Origin of the sequence: Parapedobacter composti (assembly GCF_900112315.1) — a bacterium.
Lineage (GTDB): Bacteria > Bacteroidota > Bacteroidia > Sphingobacteriales > Sphingobacteriaceae > Parapedobacter > Parapedobacter composti.
In genome coordinates this window covers 1-22,722 of sequence record NZ_FOLL01000030.1, presented here as the reverse complement: position 1 = coordinate 22,722, position 22,722 = coordinate 1, and the positions used below count along the sequence as shown (strand labels likewise).

General features: G+C 47.3%; 21 protein-coding genes and 2 tRNA genes. 11 read left to right on the top strand and 12 right to left on the bottom strand.

The genetic code is table 11. From position 1 onward, the window contains the following. Window positions 1-325: 325 nt before the first annotated feature. The 9 genes from BM030_RS18770 to BM030_RS19965 all read right to left on the bottom strand — a co-directional run bounded on the left by BM030_RS18770 (window position 326) and on the right by BM030_RS19965 (window position 10,276). Window positions 326-937, bottom strand: coding sequence for an RNA polymerase sigma factor (locus tag BM030_RS18770; protein ID WP_090975144.1), 612 nt, complete (start codon window positions 935-937; stop codon window positions 326-328). A gap of 180 nt (window positions 938-1,117) precedes the next feature. Continuing rightward, window positions 1,118-1,203 (bottom strand) — tRNA-Leu (locus BM030_RS18765). A gap of 37 nt (window positions 1,204-1,240) precedes the next feature. Next, window positions 1,241-2,143 (bottom strand): Ppx/GppA phosphatase family protein, encoded by a 903-nt coding sequence (locus BM030_RS18760; protein WP_090975143.1) that lies wholly within the window; start codon window positions 2,141-2,143, stop codon window positions 1,241-1,243. 6 nt (window positions 2,144-2,149) lie between these two features. Next, the gene (ppk1, locus tag BM030_RS18755; protein ID WP_090975142.1) at window positions 2,150-4,213 is read right to left on the bottom strand and encodes a polyphosphate kinase 1; all 2,064 of its coding nucleotides are present in this window, start codon (window positions 4,211-4,213) and stop codon (window positions 2,150-2,152) included. A gap of 98 nt (window positions 4,214-4,311) precedes the next feature. After that, window positions 4,312-5,343 carry a Gfo/Idh/MocA family oxidoreductase gene (locus BM030_RS18750; protein WP_090975141.1) on the bottom strand — a complete coding sequence of 344 codons (1,032 nt, stop codon included), beginning with the start codon at window positions 5,341-5,343 and terminating at the stop codon, window positions 4,312-4,314. 33 nt (window positions 5,344-5,376) lie between these two features. Then, window positions 5,377-5,934, bottom strand: coding sequence for a DUF4142 domain-containing protein (locus BM030_RS18745; protein ID WP_170845837.1), 558 nt, complete (start codon window positions 5,932-5,934; stop codon window positions 5,377-5,379). Between the two features lie 84 nt (window positions 5,935-6,018). After that, on the bottom strand, window positions 6,019-8,595 hold the full coding sequence (locus BM030_RS18740) for a phosphoenolpyruvate carboxylase (protein ID WP_090975139.1): 2,577 nt from the start codon (window positions 8,593-8,595) through the stop codon (window positions 6,019-6,021). Between the two features lie 481 nt (window positions 8,596-9,076). Next, window positions 9,077-9,868, bottom strand: a complete 792-nt coding sequence (locus BM030_RS18735; RefSeq protein ID WP_139215952.1) for a DUF3575 domain-containing protein — start codon at window positions 9,866-9,868, stop codon at window positions 9,077-9,079. 255 nt (window positions 9,869-10,123) lie between these two features. Further along, window positions 10,124-10,276, bottom strand: a complete 153-nt coding sequence (locus BM030_RS19965) for a hypothetical protein (RefSeq protein ID WP_170845836.1) — start codon at window positions 10,274-10,276, stop codon at window positions 10,124-10,126. Between the two features lie 205 nt (window positions 10,277-10,481). On the opposite strand from BM030_RS19965, the gene BM030_RS18725 reads away from it, so the two are divergent. After that, the gene (locus BM030_RS18725) at window positions 10,482-12,659 is read left to right on the top strand and encodes an FUSC family membrane protein (protein ID WP_090975136.1); all 2,178 of its coding nucleotides are present in this window, start codon (window positions 10,482-10,484) and stop codon (window positions 12,657-12,659) included. 49 nt (window positions 12,660-12,708) lie between these two features. Beyond that, a complete protein-coding gene (locus BM030_RS18720) occupies window positions 12,709-13,698 on the top strand; it encodes a YpdA family putative bacillithiol disulfide reductase (protein ID WP_090975135.1) in 990 nt (329 codons plus the stop codon). Here BM030_RS18720 and BM030_RS18715 read toward each other — a convergent pair. After that, window positions 13,661-14,275 (bottom strand): TetR/AcrR family transcriptional regulator, encoded by a 615-nt coding sequence (locus BM030_RS18715; RefSeq protein ID WP_090975134.1) that lies wholly within the window; start codon window positions 14,273-14,275, stop codon window positions 13,661-13,663. The genes BM030_RS18720 and BM030_RS18715 overlap by 38 nt on opposite strands. A gap of 148 nt (window positions 14,276-14,423) precedes the next feature. Here BM030_RS18715 and murB point away from each other — a divergent pair, with 148 nt between their 5' ends. From murB to BM030_RS18700, 3 genes are all read left to right on the top strand, one after another. After that, the gene (gene murB / locus BM030_RS18710) at window positions 14,424-15,452 is read left to right on the top strand and encodes a UDP-N-acetylmuramate dehydrogenase (RefSeq protein ID WP_090975133.1); all 1,029 of its coding nucleotides are present in this window, start codon (window positions 14,424-14,426) and stop codon (window positions 15,450-15,452) included. A 210-nt stretch (window positions 15,453-15,662) separates the two neighbouring features. Further along, window positions 15,663-16,172, top strand: coding sequence for an RNA polymerase sigma factor (locus BM030_RS18705; protein ID WP_090975132.1), 510 nt, complete (start codon window positions 15,663-15,665; stop codon window positions 16,170-16,172). A 7-nt stretch (window positions 16,173-16,179) separates the two neighbouring features. Further along, a complete protein-coding gene (locus BM030_RS18700; RefSeq protein ID WP_090975131.1) occupies window positions 16,180-16,425 on the top strand; it encodes a cytochrome b5 domain-containing protein in 246 nt (81 codons plus the stop codon). 17 nt (window positions 16,426-16,442) lie between these two features. On the opposite strand, the gene BM030_RS18695 is transcribed toward BM030_RS18700, so the two are convergent. Next, the gene (locus BM030_RS18695) at window positions 16,443-17,363 is read right to left on the bottom strand and encodes a PfkB family carbohydrate kinase (RefSeq protein WP_090975130.1); all 921 of its coding nucleotides are present in this window, start codon (window positions 17,361-17,363) and stop codon (window positions 16,443-16,445) included. A gap of 301 nt (window positions 17,364-17,664) precedes the next feature. Here BM030_RS18695 and BM030_RS18690 point away from each other — a divergent pair, with 301 nt between their 5' ends. From BM030_RS18690 to BM030_RS18670, 5 genes are all read left to right on the top strand, one after another. Then, window positions 17,665-18,360: a response regulator transcription factor gene (locus BM030_RS18690; RefSeq protein ID WP_090975129.1), complete on the top strand. Its 696-nt coding sequence runs from the start codon at window positions 17,665-17,667 to the stop codon at window positions 18,358-18,360. A gap of 11 nt (window positions 18,361-18,371) precedes the next feature. Continuing rightward, on the top strand, window positions 18,372-19,757 hold the full coding sequence (locus BM030_RS18685) for a HAMP domain-containing sensor histidine kinase (RefSeq protein ID WP_090975128.1): 1,386 nt from the start codon (window positions 18,372-18,374) through the stop codon (window positions 19,755-19,757). A gap of 147 nt (window positions 19,758-19,904) precedes the next feature. Continuing rightward, window positions 19,905-20,405 (top strand): hypothetical protein, encoded by a 501-nt coding sequence (locus tag BM030_RS18680; protein ID WP_139215951.1) that lies wholly within the window; start codon window positions 19,905-19,907, stop codon window positions 20,403-20,405. Window positions 20,406-20,515: 110 nt separating this feature from the next. Continuing rightward, a complete protein-coding gene (locus BM030_RS18675) occupies window positions 20,516-20,971 on the top strand; it encodes a hypothetical protein (protein WP_090975126.1) in 456 nt (151 codons plus the stop codon). 6 nt (window positions 20,972-20,977) lie between these two features. Next, window positions 20,978-21,802 (top strand): YoaK family protein, encoded by an 825-nt coding sequence (locus BM030_RS18670; RefSeq protein WP_090975125.1) that lies wholly within the window; start codon window positions 20,978-20,980, stop codon window positions 21,800-21,802. Window positions 21,803-21,903: 101 nt separating this feature from the next. Here BM030_RS18670 and BM030_RS18665 read toward each other — a convergent pair whose 3' ends face one another. Continuing rightward, the gene (locus BM030_RS18665; protein ID WP_090975124.1) at window positions 21,904-22,263 is read right to left on the bottom strand and encodes an iron chaperone; all 360 of its coding nucleotides are present in this window, start codon (window positions 22,261-22,263) and stop codon (window positions 21,904-21,906) included. Between the two features lie 280 nt (window positions 22,264-22,543). Between BM030_RS18665 and BM030_RS18660 the strand changes: the two genes are divergently transcribed. Then, window positions 22,544-22,617, top strand: a tRNA-Asn gene (locus BM030_RS18660). Window positions 22,618-22,722: the final 105 nt, after the last annotated feature.

Below are 22,722 nucleotides of genomic sequence, written 5' to 3'. Positions count from 1 at the left end.
CCCGTACCACAGCGGGTTGTCACGCGTGTTCAGCTGCTGGAACAGCACGTCGCTGATGTTGCGCGTGTACATCCCCTCTACCGTGAACTTCCAGCGGAAGTACCGTATTAATGTGTTTCTTGATGGTCGCTTTATCATGCTCATTACTGCGGATTACCGCACGCCTCTATCCTAAAGAATGCGAAAGCCGTCGCGAACAACTATGCGTTATACGCGATTTCATGATTTGTTAATACGGAAGGGGCTTTACTTAACGGTTTATTAACACAAGATAGGCAGGCAATCATCCGTGCCAGCCATATCCCGATGTGACGGTCGCACCGGTTTAACAGAAAAATGTCAGCGTGTACGGACTGGTAAGCAGGATAACGATTAGCGTATCGGGATATTCATTCATTTCCCGCCGAAAAGCCTTCAGCGCCGATGTCATATGGTTATTCACCGTGTGAACGGACATCCCGGTCCTTCGGGCTATTTCCTGCTGGCTCATATCTTGCTCCCGGCTATATAGAAATACTTCCCGCTGCCTGGGAGTAAGCTTCTCCAGGGCTGCCTGATACCTGGCCTGCAATTCCTTAAGCGTCAATTCGGGATGATCCACCATACCGATTGCATTGAGGGGCAGCTCATCAATGTTTTCCGTGGCCATAACATGTTTTCTTGAACGCGCAACTATCTCTTGCCGTAAAATGCCAAATAGATAATCATCAAATTTACGGACATCAGCCAACCGATGCTTGTGCTGCCAGATTTTCAAGAACGCATTCATCACCAGCTCTTCGGCATCCTCCGCGTTGGAAACCATCTGCCGGGAAGATGCCAGTAAAGGGCGATAATAGTAATCCAAGATAGCATTGAAAGCCAGCTCATTGCCTTCCAACCATTTCCTGATGAATCCATTGATTTCCGTTTTCGCCTTTTGCGGTACCTGATGCAAGCAAAGTTAGCCAATGGCTCAGCCAGTTAAAGATTATCTTTTTGTTAACTTTTCTATGGCAAACGCCGTTTGGACTATTTGAACCGGTGTCGGTAGGCTTGGGGTTTAGGATCCGATCAAGTAAGCTTGGCGTGCCCTAAAATGAAAAAAACCCCTGCTTTCGCAAGGGTGTTATGCGGATGGTGCGGAAGAGCAGATTCGAACTGCCACGCCCGTAGGGCGCCACCCCCTCAAGATGGTGCGTCTACCAATTTCGCCACTTCCGCAGGGTTAACAGCCGCAAAAGTAAACTAAATTTTTTCTTTATTCAAGATTTTTTTCTGCAACTACAGCGGAAAGGTGTTTATCAATCAATGTCTGTATGATACCATCCACCAGCCCCACCCGCGGCACGATAATCTGACGCAACCGGCCATATTTCATCAACGTGAGGAAAATTTCACAGGCGGGGATGATGACGTCGGCCCGGTCGTTATTCAATCCCAGTACATTGATGCGATCTTTCAACGAAAAGGAATTCAGGTATTCATACAACGACTTTAATTTGGCATAGGATATAGGTTTATCTTCTTTATTGCTGGCCAGCCTGGATAATTTATTGATATTGCCGCCCGTGCCGATACCATAGATGGTTTTGTAGGGCTGTGTGTGTGTTTTTACCCAAGCTTTCATTTCTTCCCATGTTTCCTCTTTGTCTTGGTTGTCCAGGATACGGATGGTACCGATATTGAATGACGCCGAGGCCACCAGTTGGGTATCTGCAAAAACGGACAGTTCCGTACTACCGCCGCCGACATCGATATACAGGTATACCTTTTTGTTGCCCAAGTGCTGTTCAATATGGCTGCTGTAGATAATCTTAGCTTCTTCCTGCCCTGCGATAATTTCCAGGTCAATGCCCGTAGCCTTTATTTCCTTGAGCAGTTCAGTGCCATTTTCGGCTTCCCGCATGGCCGATGTAGCACATGCCATGTATTCGCTTACCTTATAAACGTCCATGAGGTTGCGGAATGCGGTCATCGTTTTAACTAAATCCGTTGCTTTGGACGTGGATATCTTGCGGTCGATAAAAGCATCGTCGCCAAGCCGCAAAGGCACCCTCACGAGCGTATTTTTTTTGAATGATACAATGTCGTTGTTTTGGATAATATCGGCAATTAAGAGCCTTACTGCGTTTGATCCGATGTCTATTGCTGCGTACCTCACGATTGATTATGATTTATATTTCAAATAATTGTAGATATCTTGCTGTGCACGGTGCCTGATCTTGTTTTTGACGCCGATATACCGGTTGTTGTTCAGGTGATTGATTTCGCGGGCTTTCGTGTTATCCCGCAATTGAATGTTGATGATGTCACGTATTTCTTTCCGGATACGGGCATCGAACACGGGAAAGGCCACTTCTACCCGTCGATCGATGTTGCGGGTCATCAGGTCGGCCGATGAGAGATAAATCAATTCCTCGCCTCCATTACCGAAGATCCACACCCGTGCATGCTCAAGATAGCGGTCTACGATGCTGCGCACAGTAATACGTTCACTGAATCCGGGCTGGCCCGGTACCAGGCAGCACATGCCACGGACAATCAGCTGTATATTCACCCCGGCGTTATTAGCCTCGTAAAGCTTGGCGATCATTTCTTCGTCCGAAAGGCTGTTCATCTTCAGAATCATGTATCCCTTCTTTCCGGAACGGGCCACCTCTATTTCCTTAGCGATCAACTCATACAGCCGTTGGCGGGTCTCCAATGGCGAAGTGATGATATTTTTATAACCCCGATAAAACACTTGCTTTTCCAGCCCCCTAAACAGGCGCCTAAGATCATTGGTAATTAACGGATTAACGGTAAACAGACTGTGATCGCAGTAAATTCTGGCTGTTTTTTCATTAAAATTGCCGGTAGCCAGGTTAGCGTAATAGACCATTCGCTTTTTTTCACGGCGGGCGATTAAGCATATCTTGGCGTGCACCTTATATTGCACCATGCCAATATTGACGTTTACCCCTCCCTCCACCAGTCGGTTACGCCAATAGATATTTGCCTCTTCATCAAAGCGGGCTTTTAATTCCAGCAGGCAATTCACTTTTTTGCCGTTTTTCGCGGCATTGATTAACGCATTGATAACACTAGAGTTTTCGGCCAGTCTATATAAGCAGATGTTAATCTCCTTCACTTTTGGATCCATGGCTGCCTCCCGCAGGAAATGGACGATATAATCGAACGATTGATAGGGCAGGCTTACCAGGTAGTCGCGTTGAGTCATCTGGCTGAATATGCTCCGGCCCAGTTCGAGGTTGTTTACCCGCAGCTGAGGCATGGGGGGATATTCCAACGAGGGCCCACCTACATTTGGAAAATTGATGAAGTCTTTGAAATTGTGGTAACGGCCGCCCGGTATGAGTGCTTCCGAATCCAGCTGCATGCATGAAACGAGATAATTGAGCGCATCCAGTGGTATATCGTTATCATAAAGCAACCGCATGGGTCTGCCTTTATCCCGGCGTTGCAGGCTGCGCACCAAAGCGTCCACAAATTTCTCGCTCACGTTGGCATCAATATCCAACTCGGCGTCGCGCGTCAGCTGGATGCTATAGGCTTCGATAGTATCGTATTCGAAGATGAAAAACAAGTCGTCCAGGCAATACCGGATGATGTCATCCAGCAGGATGATGAATTTCAAGCCTCTATTTTCCGGCAGGATGAGAAACCGCGAAATAACCGGGGAGGGGATCTCCACAAGCGCATACCTGACCCTTTTGCGGAAGGTCAGTTTCACCAAAAAATAAATATGCCGATCTTTCAGTTCGAGCAGTTGCTTGGCTGCATCCTCACCTTCCAGCATAATGGGAACGAGTGTAGGCAACACGCGCTGTCTGAAGTATTCGCGGACATAATTACCGCGCGCCACATTTAATTGTTGTTCGTTTATGATAAAGATCTTCTGGGCTTCCAGTTCCTTGATGATTTCCTGCTCATACAGGTAATCGAACCGCTTCTCGAGCCGGACCACAATGTTCTTGATTTCGTTTAGGATTTTCCGGGGGTTGAAACCCAGTATGGTTTTGGTCTTGCTGTTGATATCCCCCAAGCGACTCAATGTGGCGACCCGGACCCGGTAAAATTCATCGAGATTGGATGAGAATATGGCCAGAAACCGCAACCGCTCAATCAGCGGCACCGTCTTGTCTGCAGCCTCCTGAAGCACCCGCTCGTTGAAAAACAACCAGCTTATTTCACGGTTTATTAACGGATATTTATGCTTTTGGGCTAACATACGGCTGCGTAAAAGTTATTCGGCCAATAATAACAACGCAACGTTTTGTTTGTGTTAACCGCATGTTAATTCACGGTAACCAAACATCAAGTTCCGTATTAGCCATTCCACGCCGGCTGCTCCAGAATTTCCATCTGCCAGCATATCTCCTCTTCCTTCACCGGAAAAGGCTCGCCTTTCCGTATCTGTGCATAGACCGCGTTGAATAATCCGTTATAGTCGCCCTTTAATGCTTCGCGGTAGCGCATCTCCCGGTCGCCATTGGCTTTCATCAATGTGATAAGTCCTTCTTTGCCTGGCGGCTCTATGCCATACTCCGGTGCTTTGGGTGAAATCCCGGCCTGCAGTTGATCTTCCTGAACATCCGCGCGTACCTTCTGGAACGAACCTTTCAATCCATGCAATACGTACGCGGGTAGCGGATTGGCTACCAGCAGGCTGGCATGGATGAATACCGTGAATCCTTTGGGATAACTGAGCACCAGCGTAGAAAAGTCATCCACTTCGGATCCCGGCCGGTGAGTAGAAACGATTTTCAAGCTTTTCTCCGGTTTTCCGAACAAGCTTATCACTTGGTCAAGCAAGTGTGGCCCCAGGTCATACAATACCCCTGCTCCCGGAATGTTAATCTCTTTAAACGTCTTGTGGCTTTTTTCCATCCGGTAGCGGTCGAACCGCACGTGCATCTCGATGAGCTCCCCCAACACGTCGCGTTCTACCACCCTTTTGAGCAATTTGAAGTCACTATCCCACCGACGATTCTGGAAAACCATGACGTGTTTGCCGACTTCCCTACCCAGGGCAAACAACTTCTCTGCTTCTTGGCTATTAGTGGCAAAAGGCTTTTCAACCAGAATATGCTTCCCAGCCCGCAATGCCCTTTCGGCATAATCAACATGAGTATTGTTCGGGGTATTAACGATCACCAGCTCAATTTTGTCATCAGCCAGCAATTCATCTACCGAATTATAGCTGATGACCTGTGGATACCGGTGATGTGCCCGCTTCTCATGGCGTTCAACAACGGCCCTTAATTCAAATCGGCTCTTATGGTGGATGAAAGGCGCATGGAACACCCGTCCGGACATCCCATACGACAAAATACCTGTGGCTATGCTTTTCTTGGACATGGTAATTGTATAATATTATACGGTATAATATTACTAATGATGTGCGCCGTGATCCTCTTGGCCGCCTGCTTGCGTATACAGCGCCTTCACTTCAGGCAATCGCTCTGCAGCATATGCCCGCAACTCCTTGGATGTATTTCGGCTAGCACGTTTGAACTGCTCAAGGACAGCGCCCTGTTCATGGCGGACATACTCCATATAGGCGTCGCCATTAAAGTTGGCCACGCTATCCGTACCGACATGATGGGGCACCGAAAAACCGGGCATACCCGGATCCGGCAGCACCACAAAGTTTGCTTCGGCCAAGCTCTCCAATTCGGGAATCATTTTTTCATACGTGGCTATCAGTTGGCTGGCCAGGGCCTTGGCTGTTGCCGGGGCCTGCGTGGATTGCACATGCTTAGCCAATTCAGTTTCATACACTGCCTTTTCATGCGCTGTTTTTAAAAACACATATCCTTCGGTATCGACAGCGGTTTCATTGTTGTAAAGTACACGCCTACTTACGGGTTCTCCTGCATGCCTGGTACACGACCCTAAAGCCACAGCCAGGGCTAACGACGGAATCAACGAAGCTTTCTTAAATTTCATTGGGTATGAATTTGTTTTCCTTAACGCAGCAAACATAGCTAAAAATGTCATGCGTATCAACAATTTTATACGATTATACATTCCTTACGCCAAGTTTCTGCCCGCATTGACCACGCCATAAATGGTGCGCGTAACCAGTTTGGAAAAGACCTCACTCTCCTTTTCCTTCAACGCGCCCTTTTGCAACTGCCTGATGGCGTAATGCTGGATAATCAGAAGTGGCAGTACAATCTTTTCGCGCATGGCAATAGACTCCCGCTCTACCGGATAGTTTTCCATCAGAACTTTCTGACCGCTGAGTTTCAGCACATATTGTTTGGTCCGTTCGTATTCGTCGCGCATTTTTTTCCAGAACCCGCCAAACACTTCATCGTGCTGGATATACGAAGTGAGATCGAAGTTTGATTTTGACATTGACATCATGCAGTTGTCTATCACGGTCTTGAACATTCCGGAGGTTTCGTAAAGTTGCTTTACCTGCTCCCATTTGCCCGTTTCCTCAGCGTGGCGGAGGGCAGATCCCACTCCATAAAACCCGGGGATGTTCTGCTTAAGCTGGCTCCATGATGTAACGAAACTGATGGCCCGCAGATCTTCCAGCCGCAGTTCGCTATCGGAATTGCGTTTGACCGGACGGCTGCTGATGTTGATTTGGGAAAGAAATTTGAGCGGACTGAACCGTTCCAAATACTTCAGAAATAAGGGATCATGCCGCAATGCGAGAAATTGCTCATGGCTTACCTCTGCCATGTAGGCCATCAATTGCTTCTGATCAGCAGACAGGGTATCTCCGTCTTTCTGTTCGATATGGGAGGTTAACCCGGCATGCAGCAGCTGCTCGATATTGTATTGCGCGGTGTCGAGCGACCCGTATTGGCTGCTGATGGTCTGTCCTTGGATGGTCAGCTGGATATGATCGTTGGCAATTTCCTTACCCATGGATGCATAGAAACGCTGGGTCTTGCCGCCCCCCCGGGCCGGCGGGCCTCCCCGGCCGTCAAAAAATACCAGATCGACATCATATTCGCGGGCGATGGCCGTCAATTCTATTTTAGCTTTGTAGATTGACCAATTGGCCATTAGGTATCCCCCGTCTTTCGTGCTGTCCGAAAATCCGAGCATAATGGTTTGCTTGTTACCCCGTTGCTGCAGATGCTTTTTGTAATGCGGATGGGTATAAAGTGCTTTCATTACGTCAGCCGCGCGATGCAGATCATCCACCGTCTCGAACAACGGTACAAAATCAATATGCAATGCGGGGGTCTGCCATCCGCTCCATAGAAACAACTCCATTAGCTCCAGAATATCCGAAGCTTGCTGGCAGTTGCTGATGATAAACCGCTGGGCAGCACGTTCACCGCCCCAACGTTGTATCGATTTGATAAGCCGGATAACGCCGAGCGTATCCACTACCAGAGGAGGAGCATCTTCCGAACAGGAAAGGTCATGTTCATCAAAACGAAGGGCACGTTGCTTAGCCTCCTCGTCCAACTGATCAAAGTCTGCCGGTATAGCGAGTTTTTCTTCAAAACACGTGCGCAGGTAGGCATGTGCTTGCCGGATGATACGGCTATCCTGCCGGATGTCCAAAGTAGCAAAGAAGCAACCGAACGTCCGTACCTTGCGAAGCAGATCATCCACCAGTTCTACAAAAAGACCATCGTGGTATTCCACGAGTACCCGTTTGATTTCCTGCAGATTATGGATAATGACAGGTTTTTCATCCGCCGGGCTATCAGGCGGGTTGAAACTATTTTCATAAAAGAGTTCCTGTAGGATATCCATGTACTTTTCAACGCCCTTAAACGTAATTCGCCTTTTAAGTATCCTGAAATCACGGTAGTAACAGCGGAACAAAATGGTGCGCAGCAGCACAGCCACGCGCTTGGTGCTCTCAACCGTTACGTTAGGGTTTCCGTCGCGATCGCCACCGGGCCAGAATCCCAATTCCACAAGCTGCTTATTTTCGTCAGCGGGTATATCGAACTCGTCATCGATCTTTGACTGAATAGCGGAGGCAACCGGATAAAAGACATTCTCAAGGAACCAAGCCAGGCTGACAGCCTCATCCACCGGCGTGGGCTTGCTTTTCATCATGAAAGGGGTCTTACCCAACTGGTGCAACAGCAGGTGAATGTTGTTAATATCGTTTTTTTTCAGCGCCTCTGTCAGGTCTGTGATAATGGATAGCACCGGACCCGGATAAAATTGGGTGGGATGGGCCGTTAGCACGAGCCTCAGCGAAAAATCATTCAACTTCGCCAACAGTTTATTGCGCAGTTCTGTATTATTTGCCGTTTGCCTCAGTACTGCGTCCAGCAGCCCCGCTTCGTCAGACCTACCTGTTTTTTTAAAAGCCGCATCTTCCACTGCATCAAACAGCACTACCTGCCGTTCAATGTACTGGATGATCCGGAAAAGTAAATCGATTCGATCCGATTCACGCACATATTGATCATTCTGGTCAAAAAAGCTCTCAATAATCGTTTCTGGATCCAGCTTTTCGGTTACGCCGCGTTCACAATGCGTGGTAAAAAAAGGCAACAATATGCCTGTATGCTTTACCTGGTAAAATGGCAGCGTCATGAATAGGCTATTGAACAACTCAAAGCGCGTAATAACCTCGCTTTCAAAGACTGCTTGTTTCTTACTTAATTTCATTCGCAACTAACTTTATTTATTTGTGGCATCACCGACCATTCCCAATCTAATATAGCAGGTTTGTTACTAAACAGCCAAATGTATAAATATTCAGTCGATAAACCCTTATTTTATTGTTATTTTTTTAAGAAAACAGACTCATTTTTGAAAATTAAAAAACACCGAAATACTTACTCAAGACTCGGTTATCGTTGGCGAACCAGTAGCTGAGATTTTTGAATCCGCCGGCCCAGGCATCCCCGGCCTGTTACGGGACTCCGGGCGTCAGCGAATTGCAAGGCAAATGTTTACGCTCATTGGCTGATGTCTAACAAACGACATTAGCCCGGACACCGCATGATGTCCGGGCCTTTCAAATGCCTATCGCTATATACCGTAAACTGCTATTTACTGCACATCATTCGGAGACACTGCACATAAAAGCAGCAGGCTCAACTCACTCCCCCGACTAAACCGGCTAGGAAGCATGATACGCCATAACCTAAAATCGGACGCCTACGGCTAACCCCGAACGCACGCCCGCCCAAGGGCCTTTCATGTTGAGACGGGCTCCGTTGCCGTCCACATCAACATCTGTATCGACCATCGGGATTTCCAGATCTGTCAGCTCCTCGCGCAGCGCCGATTGCTCTTCTGCACTTAATGCGGCGGTGGCGGTTAGCTTACCTTTTGCCGTACCGTAAGCGCCGCCCAAGATCCACCAGTCAAGGTAAACCCACCGACCTATACGCCACTGCGCGCCAAACTGCAGTCCACCGGTAAAGCCGCGGATATGCCCATCCAGCGGTATGGTACGAGTTTCCTCTATATAGTGCCCCTCATGTTCCAGTTCAACTGTATATTCGAACTCATCAAAGCTAAGCCCATAGGTACTATAGCGAGCATACGGCGCGATATAGAACCCGCGCGGACCATCGTGTTTGCCGAGATAGAAACGGGGCTCTAGTGTGAAGGTTTGGTTATTTAAGCGAACCCCTTGCAATTGTTCCATGGTGGCTTCATCATCGATATACGACTCGAATGCACTCAACATCGGTAGTTTGCCGCCGGGGATTATCCCTACTCCTAAGCTTACCGAAATCTTGCGCGCAACCACGCGCTCATACTGCAACGAAAAGTTGCGAAACGGCAAAGCCAGGACGTTCATCTTGGCTATATTCTGATCGTAGTCATCATAAGCCGCTTTTTGCTGCGCTTGCTGTGCATACATTTGGTGATGGCTTACCGCAACCAGTAAAACAGCAACCATCATTGATAGAACAGTTGTTTTCATATCGTCTGTATTTTAAAGTTATCAGATGCAGATTATAAGATGCCCCGGGGTGCTTATGCGAAGTCAGGTTCACCAACCGGGCTGGCGGTCTGCTCAACTAAGGGCAGTGTTTCGTCCGTATGTTCCGGAACAAGCTCAACCAGGGCGTTAGTCTCTCCGTTCTGCCGACGGTCTAACCGGCCGACTGTTGCCCCGAGGAGGGCAAACATCGTGGCTAGGGCTGCCTCGTTGTGAAAAATCTTATTGTCCATGGCCCTAATCTTTAGTGAAATGGCGTGTACTTTTATGCAACCCCTCCGGAATCGCTTGTTCTTCTGCCTCTTCGAGTTCCTCCAAGTGCTCCTTCTTCGCACAGGCGCCCACAAACCATAGCAATATGGCTGCTGCCGCCATCGTCTTTTTATTCATAAACATGGTTTTATTTGAATTATGCTGTACGGCACTACGCCTGTAGCAATTTGATAATTTTTGGGTTCACGTCGATAACTGTTTAATTGACCGCCGCAAACCTACGGATGTATGGAGCATTCTGAAATACCTACAAGTGAGTATTTTTCTACACATGGTCATCACGATCCTTTTATGTACCTTTGTCACTACCATCCGTCTATACATGAAACGGACGCAAGAAATCCGGAATTTTTTCTATAGCCAGTACTTTGCCGACGGCCTGCGCATAACGTTTGGCACAATTGTTCCGGCACTGGTTTTTTCTTGGTTGGGTAACCTTCAGGTAGGCATTACCATTTCTCTCGGGGCAATGGCTGTGGGATTATCAGATACACCGGGGCCTGCTATCCACCGGAGAAACGGGATGTTGGCTTGCACGGCGGTCGTGTTGATTTCGGCGCTCGTTACTCATATGGCAAGCAGCGAGCCGGTTTTGTTAACATTAGCCATCATTGGCTTGAGCTTCTTCTTTTCCATGTTTGCCGTATACGGCGCGCGGGCTTCCTCAGTAGGCACCATGGGCATCCTCATCATGGTACTGAACACGGATGCGGGAGATCAGTCTGCGACGGACGCCTTGGCCAACACGTTGTGCATTTTCATTGGATGTGTCTGGTATATGCTGCTGAGCTTATCCCTGCATCAGGTGCGTCCCTATCGGCAGGCACAACAGGAACTGGCCGAATCCATCAGCAACGTAGCCGACTACATTCGGATAAAAGCCAAATTCTATGATATCCGGTCAGACTTCGAGCAGAATTACCGCGATCTGATAGCGCAACAGGTTGTCGTCAGCGAACATCAGGACAATGTGCGCGACCAGCTATTCCGAAGCAAGCGGATCATTAAAGACACCACTAAGATTGGCCGGTTACTTATCCTGATTTTCACGGATATCATTGACCTGTTTGAACAAAGCATGGCCACACATTACGATTATGAGGCAATCCGGCAGCAATTCGGCCATACCGGTGTATTGCAGCAATTCAACGTCACCATCCGGCGCATAGCCAATGAATTGGACCACCTTTCTTACCAGATTAATGCGAATAAACGGCCTAAGCCGCTTTACCACTTCCAGAACGATCTGGATCGCATCCGGCATGCTATCGACCAAACTGAACGGGAACACCGCATCAACACACTGCCGTTAAAAAAAATACTGATAAATGTGCGTAACCTTATCCAGCGGCTCCACCACCTTTACAGTTACTACGATCGGACAGCAAAAAACACTTTCCGGAAAGAGGAAACGGACCTCAGCAGGTTTGTTGCACACAAGGCCATAGACCTTAAGCAGCTTCGCGAGAACTTGACGTTAAAGTCTACCCTTTTCAGGCATGCCGTCCGTATGGCGGCCGTGATGGGCATGGGGTATCTGCTATCCCTTTCCATTAACGTAGGCGCACACAGTTATTGGATACTCCTTACAATCATGGTGATCTTGAAACCAGGTTTCAGCCTCACCAAACAACGCAATTTCCAACGGCTTATCGGCACCATCATCGGCGGTATTGGTGGCGCGCTACTGCTTATATTGGTACATGATGAAACCTCGCTGTTTATCTTGCTCCTGCTGTTCATGGTGGCTACTTATAGCCTTATCCGCATCAACTATATCGTAAGCGTGATGTTCATGACGCCCTACGTGCTAATCATGTTTAGCTTCCTTGAGATGAATACGCTGGCCATTCTCCAGGAACGCATCATTGATACGCTGATCGGATCGGGGCTGGCGTTTTTTTCAAACTACGTTATCCTACCCAACTGGGAAAGCAGTCAGGTACACCAGACCATGCGCAAACTGCTCGTTGCCAATTACCGCTATTTTGCCCAGGCGTTGAGTCTCATCGCCGGACAACCCGTCAGCGTTACCGACTACAAATTGGCCCGGAAAGAAGTATACATTACCACAGCAAACATGGGCTCGGCGTTCCAGCGGATGATCACCGAACCCAAAAGCAAACAAAAGGATGCGAGGGAAGTCAATAAGTTTGTGATATTCAACCACATCCTCTCCTCATACTCCGTTACCTTGCTGAACAATGTAAGGAGCGCAGCCAATGCTTCGCTCACGGCGGAGCACGTCAGGCTAATCCGAAAAACGTTATACCTCCTGGCGCAAACCATCCGGCTTTTTGAGCCTGAAGATGAGCATGACGACTTCCAAGAAATCGAAGTGGATATGCCGCCGGGTTTCGATGGGAAGTCCGTTGATTCTGAAGAATCCAGATTGATTACAGACCAACTTAATTTCCTGTACCGTATCGTTACCGATCTGAACAAAACCTGTGAACACCTGGTAAAACGGCCTCTTTCAGAGAAAGACACGCTCAGATAAACCACATGCTGTTTTGTTTTGGTCTGGCTGTGGCGTATCTTTGTGCTACATGGAAATATCCTCTTCGCAGTACGACCTGCTTATCATAGGCGGCGGCCCTATTGGTCTGGCCTGTGGCATTGCTGCCCAGGCGGCGGGATTAACTTATATCATTATTGAAAAAGGATGTCTGGTTAACTCCCTGTACCGCTATCCGCAAAACATGACTTTTTTTTCAACCTCTGAACGGCTGGAAATCGGCGGCGTACCTTTCGTATCTGTCAACCCCAAACCCAGACGGGCAGAAGCCCTTGAGTACTATCGGCGCATACAGCAGAAGTTCCAGTTGCATATTCGGCTGTTTGAAGAAGTGACCATGGTACATCAGCAGGATACAGGCTTTGAGATAACCACATCGAAATCCGTTTATCAAGCGCGCCACGTGGTCGTTGCCACCGGATTTTATGACATACCCTGCTTGCTGGACATCCCCGGTGAAAGTCTATCCAAAGTAAGCCATTATTACAATGACCCACACTATTATGCTGAGCAGAACGTGGTCGTTGTTGGAGCCAGCAACTCATCGGTAGACGCCGCCCTGGAAACCTTCCGAAAAGGAGCCAACGTCACATTGGTTGTACGTGGCGAAGGCATCGGTCCCCGGGTGAAATATTGGGTTCGCCCTGATATTGAAAACCGCATTGCCAATGGCGAGATAAGGGCACTTTTCAATAGCCGGCTTACTGAGATCAGGCCTAAAGAGGTGGATATTCTCACGCCAGACGGCCTGATAACCATTCCGAATGATTTTGTATTAGCCCTCACCGGTTATCAACCCGATTTTGCCTTCCTTCAGAAGATTGGCATCCAACTGGCCGATGATGCATCAAAAGAACCCTATCATAACCCAGAAACCATGGAAACGAACATTCCCGGTCTTTTCCTTGCCGGCGTAGTGTGCGGCGGCATGAATACCCACCAGTGGTTCATCGAAAATTCACGAATACATGCCGAGCAGATTGTCAGGCAGATTGTTTCCGGAGCCCCCTTAAAAAGATAGTAGCCATTTTTTTCTGCAAAACCAAAATCCGGTCAAATTCAGCCTTGGTGGGGAACAATCCTCCTTTCAGGTCTTTCATTAAGCTGAAACGCATACCCGCCAGGGCGTATAACATGATTTCAGCGGTTTCCCGGGCATTGTCTATCTGCAGCTGCCCTGTACCAGCACCTTTTTGAAGGATCTGACTAATCAGTGTTATCTCTTTGTCTTTCAATTCTTCCATCACCCGCGCCATCTCGTCTGGCGTCTGCTGAACCGCCGAGGCGGCATGTTCAAGCAAGTTGTAATAATTCATTACAAACTCAATCCGTTTATCTAGAATGAACATAATCGCCTGTTCGCAATCATCGATGGAAGGCAATGCTGCTTCAATTGTGCCGAACGATTGGTCAATCACGTGTTCCAATACCGCCGCATACAAGGCATTCTTATCTGGAAAATAATAGTATAACAATGCCTTGGAAAAAGACAGGTCCTGTGCGATTTCAGCCATCGTAGTCTTGGCCATGCCGAAGTGTGCAAACCTTCGCATGGCAGCTTCCAATATCTGGGTGCGCTTTTTATCTGCGTTAATCATACTAAGCTATTCAATTCGTGCGCTATCAGGCTAATCGCTTATCTTTGGGCGCAAAAGATAATAGTTAAAGGTAAACATTTATTTATAAATAACTGAAAAAAATGGGCCATCCTTGTGTAGGCTACTATGATTTAATTTATATTTACACATGAAACCACCAATCAAAGAACATTTTCCGCTCAAATCCTATAACACATTCGGCGTAGAAGCGTTTGCCCGTTTTTTCGTTGAAATAGCCAATGAAGAGGAGTTGACGCAACTGTTCGGCCACCAACGGGATACCACGCTGAATCCCATGCTGGTATTGGGAGGGGGCAGCAATATCCTGTTTACCCAGGATTTCGACGGTCTGGTCATTCACATGACGTCGGACAATATCCGGCACGAAATATCCGGAACAACGGCCACGGTGACGGCCGGAGCGGGCGTTGTCTGGAATGAGTTGGTCTGGTACTGCGTAAACCGGGGGTTCGGTGGCATAGAAAACCTCGCGCTAATTCCCGGAACGGTTGGCGCGGCGCCCATACAAAACATCGGCGCTTATGGTGTGGAGCTTGGGGATGTTTTCGTCAGCTGCCGTGTATTTGATACCCAACGTGTGGAGTTTTTAACGTTCACAAAAGCGGACTGCCGATTCGCCTATCGCGATAGTATTTTTAAGCATGAAGCCAAAGGCCGTTACATCATCACCGACGTAACACTTAACCTCTCCCTTACCCCCGCCCTGAATACGTCTTATGGCGCTATTGAAAGTGAATTATCGAGACGGCATATCAGTAACCCATCCATTAAAGACATCGCTGACGTGGTTTCCGCTATCCGAACGGACAAACTACCCGATCCAGCCACCATCGGTAATTCAGGCAGTTTTTTCAAAAACCCCATTATTACGGTACAGCAGTTGGATGGGATGCGCACAGCATGGCCCGGCCTCGATTTCGTCTTTTACCCAGTGGACACAGACCGGGTCAAACTGGCCGCTGGCTGGCTGATTGAGCAGTGCGGATGGAAAGGCAAGCGGGTAGGCGATGCGGGCACCTGGAAGAACCAGGCACTGGTGTTGGTAAACCATCAAAACGCCACAGGAGCCGAGATCTATAACCTCTCCGAACAAATTATCCATGATGTAAAGGAAAGGTTCGGGATTACGCTGGAACGCGAGGTAAACATATTGTGAAATTTTCAAGAATTTTTCGTACATCATATTACTGTTGAACACACTTCTGTCTTTTTAGCACGATACTTGCGGTAATTGCGCTGGCACTAATAAATAAACAAACTAAAACAACGTCAGTTCTTAAATAAGCATTGCCACCACTTATTTAGTCCTTATAATTGTTTAACAAGGAGATTCAGGCTCATACTGAACCCTAAAAACCGCAAAAAAATGACGAGATTTGAGTTTAACACCCTCGTAGTGCAACACAGCGAATCCCTGAGAGGATACGCCTTGCATTTTACCCGTGATGACGAAGATGCCAACGACCTTGTCCAGGACACCATGCTTAAAGCGGTAGCCTACCACAGCCGATTCAAAGAAGGCACAAACTTGAAGGGTTGGCTGTATACTATCATGAAGAACACGTTCATCAACAACTACCGGCGGTTTATCAAAACAAGTACGATCGTTTCTCAATCCGATGAGATCCCAAGTGCCCATCTTATGCACAGCGCTACCACCAATGGTGGCGAAAGCAAGTTCGTAATGGAAGATATCAAGGGAGCAATGGCTGGGCTGGCGGATGAATACTATATACCGTTCAGCATGTATTTCGAAGGGTATAAATACCATGAAATTTCAGAACATTTACATCTTCCAATCGGTACCGTGAAAACCCGCATACACGTGGCCCGTAAACTCATGAAAAAGACACTGGAGCCGTATAGGCACGCGTAGATTAAGCATGTCAGAAAAACAGCTTCCCACTTATTCGAGATCTCAATTGGCACTGCGAAACGGGCAAGACAAGCCGCAAATATGGATTGCCTATAGGGGACATATCTATGACGTAACGAAGAGCCGCCTGTGGCTTCGTGGCATGCACTACGAACATTGGGCAGGCCAGGATCTTACTGATGAACTACAGGGCGCCCCCCATGGCGAGGATGTGTTTTCTCGATTCAACGTTATCGGGAAACTGCAGCCTTAACGCATATTGCAAACTGGTTAATAGCCGATTTCAAACTGGCTGAGTGCTGTGAATTGTGCGATACGCTGCCGTATCTGGGTCTGGTCAAGTTCCTGAAGCCGTTCGGTACCGAATTTCTCAACACAGAAGGACGCTAATGCAGAGCCGAAGATCACCGCATTCTTCATGTTATGGAAAGTGATTGTACCCACATTCGCAAGGTATCCGATAAATCCGCCGGCGAACGAATCCCCGGCGCCGGTGGGGTCAAACACATCTGCCAACGGCAGTGCCGGCGCAGAGAAAACCTGTCCGTCTCCAAACAGTAAAGCTCCATGTTCGCCTTTTTTTATGATAAGGTACCTAGGCCCCATCGTCAGGATCTTTTCCGCCGCCTTCACCAACGTATATTCACCGGCCAATTGCCTGGCTTCAGCATCGTTGATGGCTAGGACATCCACCTGCCGGAGCACTTTCTGCAAATCGTCCAAAGCGGTATCCATCCAAAAGTTCATCGTATCCAGCACCACCAGCTTGGGTTTGTGCTGCAAGCGCGCTAAGGTAGTCAGTTGCACTTGTGGCGTCAGGTTGCCCAGCAGCAGATATTCGCAATCCTGATATGTAGCAGGAATAACCGGATCAAAATCAGCCAGCACGTTGAGTTCGGTTACCAGCGTATCCCGGCTGTTCATGTCGTTATGGTACCGACCGGACCAGAAGAACGACTTTTGCCCTTCCTTTACCTGCACCCCTTCCATATCGATGCCCCTTGACTTTAAAATGTTCAGGTTTTCATCACCGAAGTCACCGCCAACCACTCCAATCAACTTTACCGGACGGTAAAGGTAAGTTGCCGCCAATCCTGCAAACGTGGCCGCTCCGCCCACAATCTTATCCGTTTTTCCGAAAGGTGTTTCTATCGCATCGTAGGCAATGGTACCGATGATGACTAAACTCATACTATTTTTTCATTAAGGTTAAAACCACGGTGGCATACCGCCGGCCAAAGGTATCATTAAATCAGCCAATCGGCAACAATGGAGGGAAAAAAGAACGGAAGACGAAACAAGCGGTGGATTCGTTAGGAATATGCGGACAATTCAATAATTTTGGGGCTGGCCGGCACACCCGCAAGTGACGCTTGCGAAAAGTAAGTTTCTATGGTCGACGGCAATTTTTCCGGGTGGGGGACTTTCAACGCTGTAAAACAAGTAAAAACAGCCCTGCAAGCTTCGTCAACTTTAAAGGCAAATTATTGGGATGAAAAAAATCATTGTCATAGAAGATGAAGCACACGTGGTTTCCTTCATAAACAAAGGATTATCGGAAGCAGGCTTTGAGGTCAGTGTGGCATTCGACGGTCAAACCGGACTACAGATGCTGCGTTCAGGCACGTTTGATCTTTTGATTCTGGATGTGATGCTACCAGATACCAACGGCATAGAACTATGTAAAATCATACGGAAAGAAGATACGCATCTTCCAATACTTTTTTTGACGGCACTGGGCACTTCCGAAAATGTAGTGGTTGGCCTGGAAGCAGGGGCAGACGACTACCTCGTTAAGCCATTCAAGTTTATTGAGCTGTTGGCCCGGGTGAAATCCCTGCTGCGGCGGGTGGCCAATATCAGCAACACTGTAGATACACAGGCCGACTATATTTTCCGTGTTGGGGATCTGGTACTCAACGACTATACCAAGACTGTGGAGCGCCGCGGTGAAAAAATTTCACTGACCACTACGGAATACCGGATGTTGCTGTTTTTCCTAAAGAATAAAAGCAAAGTACTGTCGCGCGCCGATATTCTGGAAAACGTATGGGGCGTTAATTTTGACATGGGCACGAACGTGGTTGATGTTTATGTGAATTACCTCAGGAAGAAAATAGACCGCGTGTCTGACCAGAAATTAATCCATACCGTTATCGGTATGGGATACGTATTGCGTGACCCCTAATTATCCAACAAATGAAAAGCACCCTGATGAATACCCAGTCTAAAATTGCCTTCATGCTTATCATGGCATTTTTGGCCATTATCATGCTGTTCAGCGGTTGGATTTATTTCGCTATACCCAGCTTTCTGCACGACTACTACTATGACGTATTGGAGATCAGGGCGATGGCAGCCGGACAAATGGAACTTGATAAAAATGAGGGCGAGCTGAACGGCCTTAGGGCGGTATTTTCTGAAAAATTGATGCATGAAGAGGATCTGTTCTTTAAATTGGAACAAGATATGGATCTAAGGACACTAGCTGATAGCCTGGAACTTCCGATATCGTTTTTCCAAACCATCATCAAGGAAGGCCGTGCGCGGCATCAAGAGAAACGGTTATTCTATGTAGGGATTACCTATGCAAGCAAACAAGGAAACTACATCGTGGTATCCCGCGCTCAGGATCATTTTGAAGAAGGATTTATTGCGTATCTGAAAAAAACGCTGGTTGCTGCTATCATCATTGCTTTTTCCGTATCGCTCTTCATTGCGGTATATTATTCAAGGTATATTTTTAAACCGTTGCGGGATATTACGGAGAAAGCGCAGCAGATCAGCTCTGAAAACCTCCACCTCAGGTTGGATTCCCGGAACAACAACGACGAGATGGACGAGCTGATTAAGACATTCAACGATATGCTTGACCGCATAGAGACAGCCTTCGAAACTCAGAACAATTTCATTAGCAATGCCTCGCACGAACTACGCACCCCCCTTACAGCAATCATCGGTGAGGCAGATGTTGCGTTATCAAAAGAACGGACAATCGATGAATACATTGAATCCATCAGGATAATGCTGGAAGAAGCCGAGAAGCTGGATGCAAAGACCAATGCGCTCCTCTTTCTGGCACAAACCGGATTTAACGGCAAAATCCAACAATTTACCCGGCTGCGCATTGATCAGCTCATCTGGGATGTGAAGAGCACCATCGAGAAACTGAATCCCAAAAGCAACATCAGGGTTGACATGAGCCTGCTACCCGAAGACCCAACCAAACTGAAGGTTACGGGAAACGAACAATTGCTCCATCTGGCACTTACGAACATTATTGGCAACGCATGCAAGTATTCGAACAACCAGTTGGTAAACGTTTCCCTTGGAGCATCGGACGACAATGTGGTAATCGTGATAAAAGATAACGGCATAGGCATACCCACAAGTGAACTCAAGCACATCTACGATCCGTTTTTCCGTGCCTCCAACACGAAAAATTACGAAGGGTATGGAATAGGACTTCCGTTGACCAGAAACATTATCAAAATGCATCATGGGAAAATCACGGTATCTTCCCTATTAGGCAGCGGAACAACCGTACAGATTAAAATCCCAACCACAAATCAGATTTCAGTCTAATCTGACATTTTCCGCGACATTTTTATCCCATTTTAACCTAAAACCTATTTTTTAATCGGTTTCTAATACCGGTTTTAAACCGGTTTAATACCCTCCCTATACTTTTGCTTGCAAAAAGTTAATTTCCTCATCAAAAAAAGAAAAGCAATGAAAAAAAATGTGTTGATTCCGACTGACTTCACCATTGAATCGCTAAATGTAGTCAAATTTCTGCTGCAAAACAGACCCAACGACTGCCGTTACAACATCATCCTGTTACACGGCGCGCAGGCACCAGACACGATTACCGAACTGCTTTTTTTCTCAAAATCCAAAATGCTTGCATCGTTAAGCAACCGCTCGTTTGAAGAGGCATGTGGCGTTATTAAAAACAAATACGCTTCTGGCATTGCATCCATGCGAACAGACTTGTTCAGCGGGTATACGCAAGCCGCATTCAACAACTATCTGTTAGCGAACAGAATTGAAGAAATTTACATACCGAACAGCTATCACCTGCACGCAAAGAACCCAAAAAGCATAGACCTACTACCATTCATTACCAAGTGCAAACAACCGGTGAACAAGATTGAATGGAAGACCGAAGCCCTTCTGCCTGAAAAAGGAAGTTTAGCTGAAATATTTTACAACGGCGTTGTGGCCAATTGACATTGCAAAGGGATAACGGCGCTGATATAAAAGCAGGTTCCAAAGGGGCATTGAAAAACAACTTCAAGCATCACTGAAAACTAATTGATACACGACAAAACTATACGATTATGCTGACGAAACGATGGTTAATATTAGTTTATGCGGCCTTGTTTACCCTGAACATTATGGGATTTGCCTGGATGATCAATGCAGCCACCAATCCCGAAAAGGCCATTCTTGGACAATGGAAAGAAGCCGGCTGGCATTACGAGCGGGTAAACAGCAAAACGGACACGCTCCGGAAGGAAGTTTATTACCGCGCGGGCAACGAACCTGTTGTTCATAAGGCCGAAACATGGTCGTTCTTGCCTGATGGCACGCTGGTACTCAACCGCGAACACGGTGAAGAAACCGCATCGTGGTGTATAAAGGGCCGGGGAAATATACTGGAGCTTAAATATAACGATGGGAGGAAAGAGCACTACGATCTGACGACGTTATCGGATGACAGCATGACGCTGAATTTTGAACTTGATACGCAGATAAAAGGATTGGCGAAACTAACGTTTGACAGACTAATGTAAAAAGATATGCTTCGGAAATTCAGTAATAGCAGAACACTGGGAGATAACATCAAACTCGGTACATTAACAGCATTTGCAGCGGGGATGGTAAACGTCGCTTCGCTGCTGCTGTTTCTATCTTTCAGCTCTAATGTAACGGGCTACTACGCGATAGTCGCGGCAGAGATTGTCAAAGGTAATTGGTATCAAACGGCTGTCGTTTTTGGCTGGGTCTTTCTGTTTTTCCTTGGCAGCTTTACCGCCAATTTCATGGTCATACACCTTAACAAGCGAAACAAATACTTTGCTCACTCCCTGCCAATCTCTATTGAAATCCTATGCATGATGGCGGTAGGATTATACGGCGAGTTCTTTTACAACGAAACGCTGGTGGAAACTGAGGCCCTGCTCGCGCTGATGCTTTTTGCCATGGGGCTTCAAAACGGGCTCACAGCCAGCATCTCTAACTTCGCCGTGAAGACAACACACCTTACGGGTACCACGACCGACTTAGGCATCTTATTCTCCATGTTTACTAAGAATGAGTTTCGCTCAAACCCGGCATTGAGGGGCCGTGCCTTGCTGTTATCGTCAATCACCATATCTTACGTCGTCGGCGGAGTCTTCGCGGGGATTGCTCACTTCCATATCGGATTTAAACTGTTTTACATCATCAGCCTCTTTTTGGTCATTGTTATCGGATATGATGCTTACAAGATAAGCATGGTGCGGTACCAGTGGATTTCCGTCCGCAAGAAAAACCGCCAGCTATTGACCGATACAGGCGCACAGGACAACATACCATTGAAAACCGATACCAGCACGCTGGAGAAAGAACGATCTGTCTGCTGAAAAAAGCTTTGCTTCGTTCAGCATTTTCCCGCCAAATTCGGCCACAGGCTTTCATCGGCCCATTGCCCCCTAATGGCACCTCAATTTATTAGCAGCTCGTTTTAATACATCCACCGGGCATCATTTTCCATGACATCCCTATACCGAAATGCCGCTATCCTTTTGATCAGTGCCTGAGGAAGCGGTTGATCATAAGAAAACTGTATGGTATCCTTCCCTGTTTTATAAGCTGCCAGTTCATTCCTGAATGGCTCCAATGACGGTCCCGTAGGCATGAATCTCAGGTGGTTCTTGAACGCCGCGTAGGAAAACAGGATTCGCTTCTCGACAAAAACGGGATGGCCCCATTTCAGTGCTTCAACGGCGTTAGGGGCAACCGATTTCAGTAAAAATCGGATTTCATTCAGCATTTCCCTCGCATGTTCGGGAGCAGCATTGATGTATTCGTCTACTGTTTTCAATGTTCAATCTCCTTTCTTGGTTGTGCACTGCTTACTTCCCTACTTTCAGCGGAACGCGTCCACAAAATTATGATACCGATCGCATGTTTTCCTGTGGTAAAAACGACATTCGTGAGGGGTAGCTGAGACAAAAACGTGCATACGCCGCGCCGGCAGCGGCTTCCAAGCACCGGAAAATGAAAAATAAATAAGTGAGTTTCATATTATTGCCAATAATAAGCACATTTCCGTTTGCGGTTTAAAAAATAAAGTTATAGATTTGCACGCAATTCAGAAACACTCCTCAGTAGCTCAGCAGGTTAGAGCATCTGACTGTTAATCAGAGGGTCGCTGGTTCGAGCCCAGCCTGAGGAGCAAAATTCGAAAGAGGCTGTCTAAAAAGCCTCAATTAAGAAAAGGAATCCCCGATACAGATAAAGTTTCGGGGATTTTTTTGTTTGTCCTAAAAAAAGCTTATTT